Origin of the sequence: Sphingomonas radicis (assembly GCF_051400635.1) — a bacterium.
Taxonomy (GTDB): domain Bacteria; phylum Pseudomonadota; class Alphaproteobacteria; order Sphingomonadales; family Sphingomonadaceae; genus Sphingomonas.
Window position 1 is genome coordinate 348,783 of the sequence record NZ_JBLFFG010000001.1, and the last position, 15,099, is coordinate 363,881.

Below are 15,099 nucleotides of genomic sequence, written 5' to 3' on the forward strand. Positions count from 1 at the left end.
AGATCACACCGCGGGCAAGCGACTGGGTCAGTGCGCCTTTTGCGGGAGGCGCGTTCGACACCGCCAGTCGCGACGCCACATCTCTTGTCGAAGGGATCATCCGCACATCCCGGGATATGCTCTTCGTCACTTTGTCAGGAGGGGCGCGTCAGTTGGAAGTTCGCACCGAGTGCGGTCATCGCTTTCAGGGACCAGAGACGTTGGGGGCGGTTTCGTTTGTCCCAGCCAATTGCGAACGGCGATTCGTGCTCCGGGACGTGCGCTCGCGCTGGGCGTCGATCTCGCTTCCGCCCGGCCTGTTCGCACGGTTGTGGCCCGACGTTCCGGCACCGTCTGCGCAGGCGTTCACCAATGAACGGCATCCGTTTGTGCTTGCAGCCCTAACTGAATGCGTGCGTCTGCAACGGCAGGATGGCGGTTTCGACCTCCCTTATGCGGAAAGCATGGCGGCGGCGCTGGTGCATTACCTAAGCCGGCGCAGCGGCGTTTTGCCGACTTATCACCGTGTAGGACGCCTGACGGAGCTGCAGATGCGCCGCGTCCTGGATTACATTGACGCCAATCTTGGCGGTCCGATCTCAATTTCGGCGGTTGCCGGAGTGGCGGGCGTGTCGACCGGTCACTTTTTCGTGCTTTCCGCGAAACCAGCGGAATGACGCCGCTTGCCTGTCTCCAGCGCACCCGCATCGCCAGGGCGGCGGAGATGCTGGAGCACGAGGCAACATCCGTTACCGAGGCCGCACTTCGCGTCGACTTCTCCAACCTTGGACACTTTACCCGCGTTTTTGTGCGGATAACCGGAATCCTCCCTTCCGATTATCGCCGTGCCGCGCTGGCCAAACCGCGCGTCTTCCACAGCGAATAGGCGATCCCGGCGGCGATCAGCGCGAAGGTGACGCCCAGGCTCACCGCGGGCGGGAACTTGCCTCTGTCCAGCAGAAAATCGGCAACGAAAATCTTGGCGCCGATGAACATGAGCACGGCGGCAAGGGCATATTTCAGATAATGGAAACGGTGCACCATAGCGGCGAGCGCGAAATAGAGCGCACGCAAGCCCAGGATGGCCATGATGTTCGATGTGTAGACGATGAAGGTGTCTGTCGTGATCGCGAAAATGGCGGGCACGCTGTCGATCGCGAAAACCAGGTCGGCCAGATTGATCACCACCAACGCCAGGCTGCGGTCGCGAGCCTCCCTGTCTTCGGATTGATGGTTCGCACGAAAAACCGGTGCCCGTGGAGCTCGCGCGTCACCGGCATATGGGTGGAGATGAACCGCACCGCTGAGTTGCTCGCCATGTCCATCGGCTGATTGCCGGCGAAGAACATCCTCGCCCCGGTGAAAATCAGAAAGGCCGCGAACAGATAGAGCACCCAATAGGCTTGATTCACGAGTGCAGCGCCACCGGCGATCATCACGCCGCGCAACACGATCACGGCGAGGATACCCCAGAGCAAGGCGCGGTACTGATATTTGGCCGGGATGGCGAAATAGGAGAAGATGAGGCTGATCACGAAGACATTGTCGATCGACAGCGCCTTCTCGATGAAGAAGCCCGTGAAATACTGCATCCCAGGCTCCGGTCCTCGCGCGTACCAGAGCCACGCCCCGAACAAGAGCGCGATGCCGATATAGAAAGCGGAGAGCTTCAGGCTTTCCGCCACCCCCATTTCTCTGTCCTCCTTGTGGAGGACGCCAAGATCAAATGCAGTGAGGCAGACTACCAGCCCCAGGAAGGTCAGCCAGAACCAGGCAGGCGTGCCGAACCAATCAGCGAATAGGAACTCCACGATATCGCTCCTCTCGATCGATAACGCCGATCGGAACGATCAAGCCTCCCACTGTGTGGGAAGCGCCCGGCCCCACAGTATCGGATCGATGCCGTCATCGCCGAGCCGAATTCGAAGGCAGCGATGCTCTGCCAGATCGCGGGAGTGCTCAGGTGTCCCGAACCGTCCGAGATATGCGGGTGCGCCCACCACCACCCAGCGAAAGTCACACGACAGGCGCTGGGCGATCATGTCCTCGGGCACGGTCCCGCCGTAGCGAATCCCGGCGTCGGCTCCCTCACCGATCACGTCCACCAGGTGGTTCGACACTGCTACGTCTACTTCGATGTCGGGGTAGCGATCGACGAATGTCGGGAGAACCGGCCCGAGCAGAAGCGAGCTAGCATCTTCCATCACATTCAGCCGAATGCGCCCGGCGGGCTCCTCCCGATAGCGTTTGAGCACTTCGAGCGCGGATCCGATCGCGTCGAACGGCGCACCGATGGCTGCACGCAGCTCCTCGCCGGCAGCCGTGAGGGTGACGCTTCGGCTGCTCCGGTTGATCAGGCGAACGCCGAGGCGCGTTTCGAGCCCCTTCAGCGCATGGCTGAGCGCGGACGCGCTGACGCCGAGCTCAAGACCGGCGCGCCGGAAGCTGCGGTGCTTGGCAATCGCGAGGAAGTAGCTGAAATCCGCCAGGTCGGCACGGCTGATCTGCACATTCCGATTGTGGCGGCGCTCAAAGCTATTGGCAATCCAGGATGAGTGTCATTCATCGCGTTGCGCGCAAACCCGCCGACAGCTCGTCTCCCGCCCTCATCTTGGGCCGTCAAAATCGCCCCTATGATCCCAACGATCAAGGGTGAGATCGCCTCTTGACTCTGAGTTGATCGTTCAATCAAATGCACGCCATGCAAGCGCAGCGACTCACTCGGCAAAAGATCGTGGAAGCGGCGATGGAGCTGTTCTGGCTCAAGGGATACGGCTCGACCTCGATCGCCGATATCCTCAGCCGTACCCAGCTCAACAGCGGCAGCATGTATCATTTCTTCCCAGGCAAGCAGGATGTGCTGCTCGCGGTGCTCGACGCGTATTGCAAGGGAATTGGCCCGATGCTGCTCGATCCGGCTTGGGCAGGAGTCGACGATCCGATCGAGCGGGTGTTCGCGCTCCTCGCGCGCTATCGCGGCCTCATCCTTGAAACGGATTGCACCTACGGGTGCCCCATCGGCAGCATCGCGCTCGAGCTGCATGAGCCCGATGAGTCGGTGCGCCGGCTCCTCGCCGAGAACTTCACCGGCTGGGTGGATGCGATTGAGCGTTGCCTCATCGACGGACGCGAGCGCTTGCCCGCGGACACTGACCTTCGTGCCCTTGCCGAGTTCGTGCTGACGGTGATGGAAGGTGCGGTGATGCAGGCGCGCACCTATCGCGATGTCGCCTATTTCGACCGCTCGGTGGCGCAGCTGCGCACCCATTTCGCCGTGCTCGAGCGGACGGCATGCGCGGCCTGAGCGTCTCGCTCCTGCTGCTCGCGGCCGCGCCCGCCGCTGCGCAGGAGGTGGACGTGACCCTCGCGACGGAAGCCGATGGCACTCGGACCCTCGCGCACGAGATCACCGTGCCAGCGCCGGTGACCGACGTCTGGCGCGCGATAGCCACCGTCGAGGGCTGGCGGACCTGGGCGGTTCCGCTGGCACGACAGGTGCCAGGCTCGTCAGACCGGTTCGAGACCGGCTACGATCCGAGCGCGGCACCCGGTGCCGCGAACACCATCGAGCAGCAATGGGTGACCCGCGAAGCCCCGTACCGCGTCGTATTCCGGACCACGCGCACCCCCGCCGGCTTTCCGCATGGAGACGCCTATCTTCAGGTCACCAGCAGCTTCCATCTAACGCCGGTCGGCACAAGCGCGACGCGCGTCCGCCTGACCGGAACCGGCTATCCGCCAGGGCCGGCAGGCGACACACTCACCAACGTCTTCCGCGAGGGAAATCGCATCTCTCTCCAGCAGCTTCATCTGCGCTTCGCAGCCGGCCCGATCGACTGGGCGGCTCGCCGCGCCCAGCCGAAGGACCAGTGACGATGCTCGAAATAAGTTGGATCGCCGTGCTGTTGTGCGGAATCGCGACGCTCTTGATCGGAGGACTGTGGTATTCGCCGCTGCTCTTCGCACGCGCCTGGCAGCGCGAGACCGGGCTTTCCGACGATACGCTGCGGTCGGGGAGCATTCCGCTCCGCTTCGCGCTCACTTTCGCCCTGGGACTCGTCGCTGCCACGGTGTTCGCGCTCTTCATTGGAAATACGATGACGGTGGGACAGGCGACTGCGGCAGGCGTCGCTGCGGGAATGGCCTGGGTCGCGGCATCGTTCGGCATCAACTATCTCTTTGAGCATCGAAGCGCGAAGCTCTGGCTGATCAACGGCGGCTACCACACGGTCCAGTTCACCGCCTTCGGGGCGATCATAGGCGCGCTGCAATAGCGCCAGAGACACACTACCATTTTCACGAGACGGCTCATCTGCCGTTCGCTTTCCTTCGCTGCTCAAGCGAGCGATCCGAAGACGGCCATTCTTCGCCTAGCAATAGCGCCGGCGGCTATGGAAGAAAGCGAGAGGCGGAGCACAGCGGCTCCGGCGTCTCTATGGCAGAACAATCGGCACACATATTCGTATGTTTGCCCTGCATGGGGCGCCATAACCTAGCATGGGCGCCGATCCGATCCCGGTGATGCCATCGGGCCATGCCATCGCGGACGTCGGCGCCTTCTATGCGATCGGGGAAGCGCCGCAGACCGGGGGTGCGTCAGGTAGCGCAGTCGTGGAGAGGCCGCGGCCCGAGACGGCCGAGGCGATGCTCGCCGTCAGCGTTCATGTGTGGAACGGTGGCATCTTCCTGTTCGGGGCGGACGTGTATCTGGGTGCGCCGAACGTCCACGCATCGATGGTCATAGAACGCCCCCTCTCTCGTCCATTCCAATGCATTTATCCCATAGCCTGCTAAAGCGCCCGTCGGCACGACAACGCTAAGGGGCGTGCCGTGCGGAAGAGAGGCTTTGACGGCCAGTTGAAGATGTGCGCGATCTATACAAGCGGATGTATTGAGAGCTAAAAATCGACGCCCCGCTCCAAGCAAAGGCTGCTGCGTGAATCGCAAAGAAAGTTTCGCCAACCACCGGCATCGGCACGCCTGCCCTGGAGGCGCCACGAGCGCCCGCGGCGGTACCAAGGCCGCCCCTTCGGGAGCGTTGGGGCGCGGCGGGAGCCCTGTCGTCCTGCGAGCCGCAAGAGCCTCAAGCACATCACCGGACTTTCGCCTGAGTTATCGCTCGCGGCGCAAAAGCTGGCGCAGGAGCAAGAGAGTGGCTTACAGTCTCGGATTAAAGAAGCGTTCGAGAAACTGGGACGAGAGTTTGCGATACTCCGACGTAATTAAGCGTGATAGCTATCGTTATAACATACTGCTGCCATCTATTATATTTTGATCATGACTGGAAATTCCGTGCTAATCACCAACCAAAGCTCACTTCGGCTGCAAGCGTCTAAGCACGGCATTCGAGCGAAACTCGCTGCTATATTACTATTGTTCGATATATTAATGATATCGTTTGGAATGATTCTAATGTCGTGGCTGTATTTAGGCCACGTCAAACATGAGAGGCTTATCACATTTCTTCCGTTGGTTCTCATCGCATACTGTGTGATCGCGATACAACAGGGCGGATATCGTCCAAGTGTATATATTAGCGCCACGCGCAGCGCGAGGCGGGCATGTGCGTCGATGGCGTTTGGCATATTACTTGTAATCAGCGTCACATTCGTAGCAAAAGAATCGGATGAACTATCTCGCGGTCTTGCGCTGGCGGGCGGCTTGACTAGCGCTACGCTACTCGTTCTCGGACGATACTTTTTTTCCAGGCATGCGCTTTCCGCTTTGGATGGAACATTGGAAAGCGAAGTAGTTCTGATAGACGGTCTTCCAGCGCCGGCCGGCTGCGCTTCCGTCCAGATCGACTTGCGTGCAATGGGAATCGTGCCCGACATCAATGACCCGGTCATGCTCGATCGACTAGGAAAGATGATTCATGAGGCCGATCGCGTCATCGTCTCATGCGAGCCCGATCGGCGTGCTGCGTGGGCCCTTGCATTAAAGGGAGCGGGTGTGAACGTCGAAGTGCTCGCACCCGAGCTCGACGCAATCGGCGCTATCAGCACGCGCCGCTACCATGGCATTGCTACGGCGCTGGTTGCCACCGGACCGCTCAATACGGTGGATCGCGCGATGAAGCGTGCGTTCGATCTCGCATTTGCGATCCCGCTAGTGGTTTTTCTCACGCCAATGCTAATTGCAATCGCTCTTGCGATACGAATTGAATCTCCCGGGCCCATCCTTTTCGTTCAGAAGAGAGTCGGCAAGGGGAATCGCATGTTTTCTATGTATAAGTTCCGTAGCATGTATTCCGATAGATCTGATTATAGCGCTATAAAACTGACCGCACGGAACGATTCCCGCGTTACACGCGTAGGAAAATTTATTCGTCAAACCAGCCTCGATGAGCTACCGCAACTATTCAATGTCATTCGCGGAGATATGAGCATAGTTGGCCCTAGGCCGCATGCCACCGGAGCCTTGGCGGGAGATGCTCTTTACTGGGAGGTATCCTCCCAATATTGGAGCCGCCATGCGGTAAAGCCTGGCCTTACTGGCCTTGCACAGGTCAATGGCTTCCGGGGGAATACAGAGACGGGGGATGATCTTTTGAACCGCCTTCAGGCGGACCTTGCGTACCTTGACTCTTGGTCGATCTGGAGGGACCTGGCGCTCGTATTGAAGACCTTCAGTGTGCTGATACACCGGAACGCGTTCTAACTGCGCTACAGCGGCAGCATCTCAATCTTCTTGGTGATGCGCTGCCAGGGCGCCTTCGATGTAGGCCGACACCTCGCGTCGGAAGCGCTCCACTGAAAAGCGCTCCGCATTGGCGCGGCATTGCTCCGGTGAGATCTCGTTAATCACCTCGTCCAGCTCCGCGACCGCCGCGCGAATGGCTTCTGCGGTTTGCTCCTGGAAGAAGATGCCGGTTTGCGGGGCGCGTCGCCCGTCAGAGATGGTTTCGAGCGCAGCACCTTTGCCGTAGGCAATGACTGGCGTCCCGCACGCTTGGGCCTCGAGCGGGGCAATGCCGAAGTCCTCCTCCGCGGCGAACACAAACGCTTTAGCATGCTGCAACGCGTCGACTAACACTTCGTCGGGCTGCCGCCCCATAACCGTAACGTTTGGCGTAGCGTAACGCCGGACCTTTTCCATATCGGGACCGTCCCCGATCACAACTAGTCTGCGATCGGGCATCTCGGCGAAGGCGCTAACAATCAGCGGCATATGCTTGTAGGGCACCATCCGCGATGCCGTCACATAATAGTCCTGCCGCGGGCTATCCGAAATCGTGAAGCGATCGAGCGCGACCGGCGGATAAATCACCGTCGCCTCACGTCGATAGACTTTGCGGATGCGCCGTTTAATGAAATGCGAGATACCAATGAAATGGTCTACGCCATTAGCAGTGCGCACGTCCCAAAGCCTTGCATAGTGCAGTACGAGGCGGGCAATCCAGCTCTTCGGCCCACGCAACAACCCACTCTCACGCAAATATGCATGCTGCATGTCCCATATGTAGCGGCTTGGGCTGAATATATAGGCGATATGCAGTTGGTCTGGCCCGGTTATGACCCCATGTGCGATAGATGCCGAAGTACTAATAACTAAATCATATGATGAAAGGTCGAACTGCTCAATTGCCAAGGGCATTAATGCCAAATACGATCGATAATGCCTTTTTGCGAAAGGCATTCGTTGTATGAAGCTTGTTTTTACTGGCCTCCCTCCGAGCAGCGACCGGTCTTCCTCCGGCATAAAATCTACTAATGAAAACAGGTCGGCTTGAGGAAATAAATGCAAGAACTGTTCGACGCATAGTTCGCCGCCAGCACGCGCGGTGAACCAATGATGGACGATCGCTACTTTCACAGAAATTCCCGTATCGCTGCTGACATAAAGAGGACGGAGTTCTCATAGGTTGATGTCGCAACCAGGTCCATCGCCGGTTGCGGTTCACATCAACGAGGAAAGGCGCTCCAATTTTGCCCGTCGAAACGTGTAAAAAGGCTATCTCTCGGACCAGCATCAGGCCGCGCGCGCAGCGTCCCAGGCGGCCAACTCCCACTTGTTCCGTACCAGTGGGGATCGACCGAGCCTGCAACCGTTCCCTCAACCGAGCAGGCTCCGAATGCCTCCCCTTTCGCGTGGCGCAGGTTACCTAGAACACGAAAACCGCCCGAGAGCCAGAAGCGCGCACCGTCGTCGTTGAGGATTAGGTCTCCGTCAAAATTGCAGTCATGGCTATGAATTTGTTGGTTGAATGCTGTAGTATAGTCGCCGTATATCGTACAATTCGATAGATATACGTTGGCTCCAGCGGGGCCCGTCGCAAGTCTACTGTTCCGAACTCGAACAACAGGATTGCCCTCGGAAGTCCATTTTCCTGTAATATCGCAATCCTCGAAAGTTACATCGCTCTGATTGCCTCGTATGCTTACGGAGCCGATGATGCACCGAACAAATGAAACGCTACGCATTTGATCGGCGATATCAATACTGTCGATAGTGCAATCGGAAACCACCAACTTACCGCGATTGCTGGCGAGAACTCGAAATTGGTCAATGGTGCAATGAGTGATGAAGCTACGCTCGCTTCGGCCCAAGGCCCCCGTGGAGTAGTCGACGATCACGCCAGTCTCGATGGAGAACCGGTCGTAAACGTTGCCGCCGCCGCCTAGAAGCACCTCGACATTGCCTCCGTTGTTGGCAATGCGTGCATTGCGATAACTCATAGCGGTACCCAGGAGCGAGATGGCGTGTTGCCCACGTCGCCCGATTGTTCCTTCACAATGGATATTGTCGACACACATGTTCATGCAGCTCGCATCGAACAATATGGCTCGGCCGTGGCTGTTCTCTGCCTGCAGCCGGTTGATATTGGTGTGGTTTGTCGTGTCGCTCTCAGAAGAGAATTCAATCGCGTGAACACTGTCGTTGCCGCAACCGACGGCGATCACGTTTTCGATGATCGAATCCCAAACAGTTACGAAGCGCATACCAAAACCGTTGAACCAGCGAGCCTCGATGGAGCGAATCGTGCCGTGGCCACCCGACCAATCAAACAATATCCCGTTACGCTGTGTCTGCCGCGCGACCTCTGGCGTTGTATCTGGAGGACCGCTGTCGAGGCAGAAATCACTCGTGTTTCCGCCGAAATTTCGGAGCGTTATTCCTGTTTGCCCTCGTCCAACAGTAGTGTGAAGATAGGAAACGGATATGCCCTGCCCGACTAGGCTGGCGTCCCGGCTATCGAGCACAAGCTCCGCCTGGACCGGCCAGTGACCTCGGGGAAGATGCGTGGTCGCCGACGAGGATCCCTCTTGGCGGGCGGTAGCATCGAATGCCGTCTGCAAGGCCTGCGTCGCCATCCGATCGCCAGGTGTCAGATCAAAAAGCGGGCTCAAGCCAAGGTGGTTGAGGCGAGCGAGCAGCCAATCAAGTAAGGGTCCTTCCCGGAGAACGCCTGCGGCGCTTTCGGGCGCCCGGCTAAACCCGGAGCCGGACTGATCGACGAAAGCACCGTAGGGATCACGGGCGGCTCGCATTCTGTCGACGCTCAGGTCGCGAACCATAACTTGGCCAGCGCCACTGTCGCCAGGACGCTCATAGCCCGCGAGCACCACGAGTGCGACGCTAGGATCGAAGCTTTGTTTGCGTGCAGCCGCAAGCGTCGTGACGAAGACGAGCGATCGAAATGGAATGCGAGGCGTGTCACCGGCCAAAGGCAACGCAGCCAACAATGTTGCAACCAGCGAATCGCGCCTATTCACATCCTAATCGCCTATTCACGTCTTAATCTGGATAGTGGCATTCTATTTTATAAAAGATCGCATCACCCGGATGCTAACATCCATTCGATCGTTTCGGATAGTGCCTTCGGCCGCCATTCTGGCAACAACGACCGAAGCAGGTGATTGTCACCAACTAGCAGGGGGATATCGTCCGAGCGCACGAATGCCGGATTAACTCGGACTTCGATCGAATGTCCTGTCATATCGCGTAATAGATCGAGGATTTGCGTAATTGTATGCGCCTCGCCAGTGCATAAATTGATCACTGGAGCAATTTCATTTGACGTAACTAGGCCGCAATAGGCCGTCGCCACGGACCGTACATCACCAAAGTCTCGTGCGACATGGGTGTTCCCTAGTTCAATTACCGCTGCACGATCACGGAAATGCCGAATGATCTTTGGGATCAGATATTTTTCCGATTGCCCCACGCCAGTGTAATTGAACGGTCGTGTTGCTATGATGTCCAAATCGTTGCGCCACGGCGCCGACCCCAACTCCATCGCGAGCTTACTGACACCGTAAGAGGTTACGGGTCGTGTCGGGTGATGCTCGTCGACCCTACCGCTCGCCTGCGGCCCGTATACCTGCGCGCTGCTGGCTAGAATGCACCGTATACCAGGCCGATGGCGCGCGACAGCCTCGAGCAATGACAAAGTGCCGATGAGGTTGATTTCGTAGAAGGGGCGCCACTGCTGCGCTCCCGCGAATGCGCAGGCGGCGAGATGAATCAGGCAATCAAACGGCGTCTCTGCGACGGCGGCCGATATTGCGCTGCTGTCGCCAAGGTCCGCTTCGATCGAGACCCACCGGATGCCCAGGGCATCCAGCTGCCGGCCAACCTCACGACCGGTGAACCCGTTCGCTCCGGTCAGCGCCACCCGCATTAGAACGACCAGCCAGCTTTGTTTCGCCGCATATCGGCTTCAATCATCAGCATCGCCAACTCTTCCAATTGCACTTGCGGTTCCCAGCCGAGCTCGGCTTTGGCCTTGCCGGCGTCACCAATCAGCAGGTCGACCTCCGCAGGGCGATAGAAGGCCGGATTGACGCGCACCACCGTCTGGCCATTCCCACGGTGACGACCAATCTCCGCCTCGTCCTTGCCGGACCAGTCCAGTTCGATTCCGACCTGCCCGAAGGCAAGCTCGACAAAGCGCCGCACCGTTTCCGTGCGATTGGTGGCGAGAACGAAGGTGTCCGGTGTGTCATGCTGGAGCATCAGCCTCATGCCCTCGACATAGTCCTTCGCATAACCCCAATCACGCTGAGCGTCGAGATTGCCCAACTCGAGCACCTCCGACTTGCCGAGCGCGATTTTTGCGACGGCATCGGTGATCTTGCGCGTAACGAACTCGCGACCACGGAGCGGCGATTCATGATTGAACAATATGCCGCTAGCGCCGAAGATCCCGAAGCTCTCGCGGTAGTTTACCGTCAGCCAATGGGCGTAGAGCTTGGCAACGCCATACGGGCTGCGGGGATAGAAGGGCGTGTCCTCAACCTGAGGGATCGCCTGCACCTTTCCGAACATCTCCGATGTTGAGGCTTGGTAAAAGCGGATGTCCTTGTTCACCGTGCGAATCGCCTCGAGCAGATACGCAGCACCCAGCCCAGTGATTGCACCGGTCGCAATTGGCTGATCGAACGAGACACCGACAAAGCTTTGCGCAGCCAGGTTGTAAATTTCAGTCGCCTCGGAGCGTTCGATCAGCCGAATTGCCGAGCCCATATCCGTGAGATCGTATTCGACGAGCCGCAGCCTGGGATGATCACTAATTCCCAATTCGTCTATGCGCCAGAAGTTAACCGAACTCGTGCGGCGATAGGTTCCGAATACCGTGTACCCGCGCGAGAGCAAATTTTCCGCCAGATAGGCGCCATCCTGGCCACTGATCCCGGTGACGATAGCCGTATTGCTCATGATTGATAATCGTTCCTCTTATTCAACTGCGCTGCCGTCCGGATCAGCTGCAACGTGTCTTGCGCCACGCCATCCCAGTCGTAGGAAAGCGCGTGCCGCATATTGTCTGAGCGGGTTCGAGTATCAATTACACCTTCGTCGAAGCGGCGGCATTCGGTTTCGATGGCTTTCGTCCAACCTTCCAAGTCGCTTGGGTCGACGTAGGTAAGCTGAGCCCCTTGTCCCACTTCCACTAGCGAGGCTGCAGTGGAAGAGATCAGCTGCGCTCCGCTCTGCAAGCCTTCCAGAAGGGGAAGTCCGAATCCCTCATAGCGAGAGGGCATCAAAACAACGGCGGCACGACCGTAAAGATCGCGCAAAGCCTTATTGCTGAGACCGCTCAATATCTCGATTCGCGCTTCTCGGTCAATGAGCGCGCCCACATCGATGGAGGATCGCAGCTTAGCGTCCGGAGTGACGATCGTCAGCCTCCAGCTCTCCGGCAGTTCCGCGCGGACAAAGGCGTCGATTGCTATGCGGAAATTTTTATGTGCCTTGGCTGCTGCGACCAGCAACAACCTGGGTTCCTTCGTAGGGGGTTCAGCCGGATCAAAGGGACGCCAACCATCATGATCGATGCCGATGCCGCAGACCATTGCGTGGCGCGGCTTGCCGACTAGCCGTTCGAATTCGCGCTTGGTAAAGCGACTGTCGAACGAAATTCCAGTCGCGCAGCGCTTCAAGTGGCGGAAGGTCAGCCGAGACAATGCGCGCTTCAAACGCGAAGCCGGAAACAGAGTTGGCTCAAGATGCAGCATGTCGTGGACCACTGCAATAAACGGCGTACGGAGACCAAGCGGAACCCAGTAGTTCACGAACCACGCCCAATCATAGTCGCGAGCCAGGCGAGGTATCTGCCACTGTTCTGCCATGGAGAAAGGTTGCAAATCGATTTCGCGGACGTGCAGGTTCGGCGTCGAGTCCATCAAATTACGGGCGCGTTCGGCGTCCCCGGGCGTGACTAGCAGATCGAAATGCACATTGGACATCGCCCGCGCGACGCGCGGTACGGCATTAGTCGTGTAACGACCGATACCGGATGACCAACCTATTCTGGCATCGATCAGGACCTTCGTCATCTACGCAGCCCATTCGAGCGCAGTGAGACACGAGAACGTCCTCGACCCTCGTCATCAGCAACATTGGCCTTGGCCGGCCGAGGTTCTGCCGAATTGTGAATCGCGATCGCTCCCAGGCCCATGCCCATCACCACCCAGGGATAGGCAAAGGAGAGCTGCACCCCAAATAACGCTGCCCCGAGCGGGTAGATGCAAAGCGTCGCGATCCATGGCCGGGTACTGAGCGCTCGTCGGAAGGGGATCAAATAGACATACATGACGTATAGCGTCAAAGGAATGCCCAGCTCGGCTGCGTAGCCGAGAAGTCCCAAACCCTGTAGATCCCATAAGTCCACTTGAGGCAGACCGCGCAGCAATGACGGGTCATTCCGTACCAGACTGTAGTTGCCAACACCGATGCCTAAAAACGGGTGCGCTTCGATAATGCGGGGCAAGAGAATGGACGCCATCACCCGGCCCATAACTAGATTATAGTCTTCAGGGTTGGTGAAAGCGAGAACGGCAAATTTCTCACGGCTTTCCAGATATCCGTTGACGCCTTGCACGATGTCGCTGGTCAAAAGAAATGGTATAGCGATCGGCAACAGGAATATGATCGTCGATGTCCGACGGGTCACAACCATATAGGCCCCGGCTAGGAATAATACCAAGAAAGCTGCAGATTTGGATTGCGCCCCTAAGAGCGCCAAAAATAAGATCGACGATCCGATCCAGAACGATCTCTGATTTATATAACCAAGAAACTTGTAGCGAAAGATGTTAATTAACAACGCGCCTACAAGGTATAGGCCAAACGGCCCACCCTCCCCGAAAAACCCCCGAACTCGGGGGATGTTGGCAGGGGTAGCGCCAGATAATTCCGCACCAAACAGCCACCCAATCATGGAGACGATACCCCAGGCGGCTCCTATATAGGCCGCCCAGACATAAGCTGCGAAGACTTTCTTCAGCATGGAAGCGCTAGTGCTGATCGCCAAGGCAACAATAAACATTGCGCTGATCGAAATCGCGATCTCAAACAAACGTGCAAATGTCGCTAAAGGTGGCTGCTTAAGCGGTCCGGTGTCGGGAATCGGGTAGAAATCGAGACGCATCGAAAACAGCGATATAACCAGCGCAAATCCCAGTAACATCAATGCATGCGGAAGCATATCGATCACGACGGCCGGGCCATGCACGCGCAGGCGTGCCCGAGTATTGAACAGCAGAAGCCCGAGCGCCCCGATTACCACTATCTCAACGGTTTGAATATCACCGATCTTGATATCGGTGAAGCCCGCGAGCACGACAATGACGACCGCCAGGTAAGAAGGTGGTCGTGTACCGGAGGGGGTCGCGGTTTTGGCCAGTGTAGCCATGGAAGTTAAGCGCTCCGGCTTCCGACTACCATCACGCACTGTCCGGTTACGCGCGACATATTACGTACTATTGGACTAAGCACGAAGCTGGTAAGTTTAGCGGCTGCTCGTGCGGCTTTTGCCTTCATGGAAAAATCGAAGTGGCGCGCCCGGCGCGGAGATAATTTGCTTTCGATCCAGTCAGTGACGTGAAGCGGCTGAAGTTTTTCGTTCCATGTCGTTTCAACAGAAATACCATTCGAAGCCATCAAGGCGGCGATGGATTCCCCGGTCCACCAGCTCAAATGATGCGGCGGGTAGTTAAGGACGTGATTGGGGCTGGAAGCCATATAGCCTGCCATGTCAGGCGTAGAGACGATCAGCTTCCCACCAGGGGCGACGCGCTTCACCGCTTCCGTTAGAAAAGCTTCCGGATCAGACACATGCTCCAGAACCTGGAACATAGTGACAACATCGTAGGCTTCTAGAGGCTGATCCTCCAACCGCTCCAAGGCTACGTTGCGACCATGTCGCTGCGCTTCAGAGACGGCATCGGGATTGAGCTCGATTCCCTTGTAGGAACCTTGGCAGAAGCCACTGAATCGCCCCGGACCGCAGCCGATATCGAGCACTCGGTCATTGCTTCCCACATGAGCTCCGGCGGCAACGAATTCCGGCTTATAGCCGTCGTCGTAACCAATTCTATTCATGAGATCAGCGTAGAATTTACTATCCCCTGAAATTACCGGGCGAAACTTATAGTAACCATGTGGAGAAACACGGTCCAGATTCACGGATGATTCGGGAAAGAACCGCGAAACGTCAATTGAAAACTTTTCTCTGTAAGCGCGGCTAATATCATCGGAGGGGATGGGCGCGCCAACATCTACTTGCGAAACCAAGGTCTCCATCCTCACTTCATCCGACGATACGAGGAGCGAGCGATACCCGGGGCTTCCCCGTTGCGCAACCCTAACCATGGGGCAGTGACACTGCCGCTATAT

Annotated in this window: 15 protein-coding genes and 1 pseudogene; 7 read left to right on the forward strand and 9 right to left on the reverse strand. The window is 57.7% G+C overall.

Annotated features, from left to right (window positions below; genetic code table 11):
- Positions 1-152: 152 nt before the first annotated feature.
- Complete coding sequence (locus ACMGDH_RS01525) at positions 153-656, forward strand: helix-turn-helix domain-containing protein (protein ID WP_436826155.1); 504 nt, start codon at positions 153-155, stop codon at positions 654-656.
- Positions 653-865, forward strand: coding sequence for a helix-turn-helix domain-containing protein (locus ACMGDH_RS01530; protein WP_436826156.1), 213 nt, complete (start codon positions 653-655; stop codon positions 863-865). The genes ACMGDH_RS01525 and ACMGDH_RS01530 overlap by 4 nt, the downstream gene beginning before the upstream one ends.
- On the opposite strand, the pseudogene ACMGDH_RS01535 reads toward ACMGDH_RS01530, so the two are convergent.
- Both ACMGDH_RS01535 and ACMGDH_RS01540 read right to left on the reverse strand, forming a co-directional pair.
- Positions 817-1,790 (reverse strand): annotated as a pseudogene (locus tag ACMGDH_RS01535) (TerC family protein). The gene ACMGDH_RS01530 and the pseudogene ACMGDH_RS01535 overlap by 49 nt on opposite strands.
- Positions 1,791-1,829: 39 nt before the next feature.
- Complete coding sequence (locus ACMGDH_RS01540; RefSeq protein ID WP_436826157.1) at positions 1,830-2,489, reverse strand: LysR family transcriptional regulator; 660 nt, start codon at positions 2,487-2,489, stop codon at positions 1,830-1,832.
- A 191-nt stretch (positions 2,490-2,680) separates the two neighbouring features.
- On the opposite strand from ACMGDH_RS01540, the gene ACMGDH_RS01545 reads away from it, so the two are divergent.
- From ACMGDH_RS01545 to ACMGDH_RS01565, 5 genes are all read left to right on the forward strand, one after another.
- Positions 2,681-3,283 carry a TetR/AcrR family transcriptional regulator gene (locus ACMGDH_RS01545; RefSeq protein WP_436826158.1) on the forward strand — a complete coding sequence of 201 codons (603 nt, stop codon included), beginning with the start codon at positions 2,681-2,683 and terminating at the stop codon, positions 3,281-3,283.
- Positions 3,271-3,852, forward strand: a complete 582-nt coding sequence (locus ACMGDH_RS01550) for an SRPBCC family protein (protein WP_436826159.1) — start codon at positions 3,271-3,273, stop codon at positions 3,850-3,852. The genes ACMGDH_RS01545 and ACMGDH_RS01550 overlap by 13 nt, the downstream gene beginning before the upstream one ends.
- A 2-nt stretch (positions 3,853-3,854) precedes the next feature.
- Positions 3,855-4,253, forward strand: coding sequence for a DUF1761 domain-containing protein (locus ACMGDH_RS01555; protein ID WP_436826160.1), 399 nt, complete (start codon positions 3,855-3,857; stop codon positions 4,251-4,253).
- 223 nt (positions 4,254-4,476) lie between these two features.
- A complete protein-coding gene (locus ACMGDH_RS01560; protein ID WP_436826161.1) occupies positions 4,477-4,773 on the forward strand; it encodes a glycosyltransferase family protein in 297 nt (98 codons plus the stop codon).
- Positions 4,774-5,256: 483 nt separating this feature from the next.
- Entirely contained in the window at positions 5,257-6,639 is a 1,383-nt protein-coding gene (locus ACMGDH_RS01565; RefSeq protein ID WP_436826162.1) for an exopolysaccharide biosynthesis polyprenyl glycosylphosphotransferase, read from the forward strand.
- 21 nt (positions 6,640-6,660) lie between these two features.
- On the opposite strand, the gene ACMGDH_RS01570 is transcribed toward ACMGDH_RS01565, so the two are convergent.
- The 7 genes from ACMGDH_RS01570 to ACMGDH_RS01600 all read right to left on the reverse strand — a co-directional run bounded on the left by ACMGDH_RS01570 (position 6,661) and on the right by ACMGDH_RS01600 (position 15,006).
- Positions 6,661-7,794, reverse strand: a complete 1,134-nt coding sequence (locus tag ACMGDH_RS01570) for a glycosyltransferase family 4 protein (protein WP_436826163.1) — start codon at positions 7,792-7,794, stop codon at positions 6,661-6,663.
- Positions 7,795-7,883: 89 nt separating this feature from the next.
- Positions 7,884-9,695: a hypothetical protein gene (locus ACMGDH_RS01575; RefSeq protein WP_436826164.1), complete on the reverse strand. Its 1,812-nt coding sequence runs from the start codon at positions 9,693-9,695 to the stop codon at positions 7,884-7,886.
- 62 nt (positions 9,696-9,757) lie between these two features.
- Complete coding sequence (locus tag ACMGDH_RS01580; RefSeq protein ID WP_436826165.1) at positions 9,758-10,603, reverse strand: GDP-mannose 4,6-dehydratase; 846 nt, start codon at positions 10,601-10,603, stop codon at positions 9,758-9,760.
- Positions 10,603-11,640 carry a GDP-mannose 4,6-dehydratase gene (gene gmd, locus ACMGDH_RS01585; RefSeq protein ID WP_436826166.1) on the reverse strand — a complete coding sequence of 346 codons (1,038 nt, stop codon included), beginning with the start codon at positions 11,638-11,640 and terminating at the stop codon, positions 10,603-10,605. Before gmd ends, ACMGDH_RS01580 begins: the two co-directional genes overlap by 1 nt.
- The gene (locus ACMGDH_RS01590) at positions 11,637-12,758 is read right to left on the reverse strand and encodes a glycosyltransferase (RefSeq protein ID WP_436826167.1); all 1,122 of its coding nucleotides are present in this window, start codon (positions 12,756-12,758) and stop codon (positions 11,637-11,639) included. Before ACMGDH_RS01590 ends, gmd begins: the two co-directional genes overlap by 4 nt.
- The gene (locus ACMGDH_RS01595) at positions 12,755-14,116 is read right to left on the reverse strand and encodes an O-antigen ligase family protein (protein ID WP_436826168.1); all 1,362 of its coding nucleotides are present in this window, start codon (positions 14,114-14,116) and stop codon (positions 12,755-12,757) included. The genes ACMGDH_RS01590 and ACMGDH_RS01595 overlap by 4 nt, the downstream gene beginning before the upstream one ends.
- Positions 14,117-14,121: 5 nt before the next feature.
- The gene (locus ACMGDH_RS01600; protein ID WP_436826169.1) at positions 14,122-15,006 is read right to left on the reverse strand and encodes a class I SAM-dependent methyltransferase; all 885 of its coding nucleotides are present in this window, start codon (positions 15,004-15,006) and stop codon (positions 14,122-14,124) included.
- Positions 15,007-15,099: the final 93 nt, after the last annotated feature.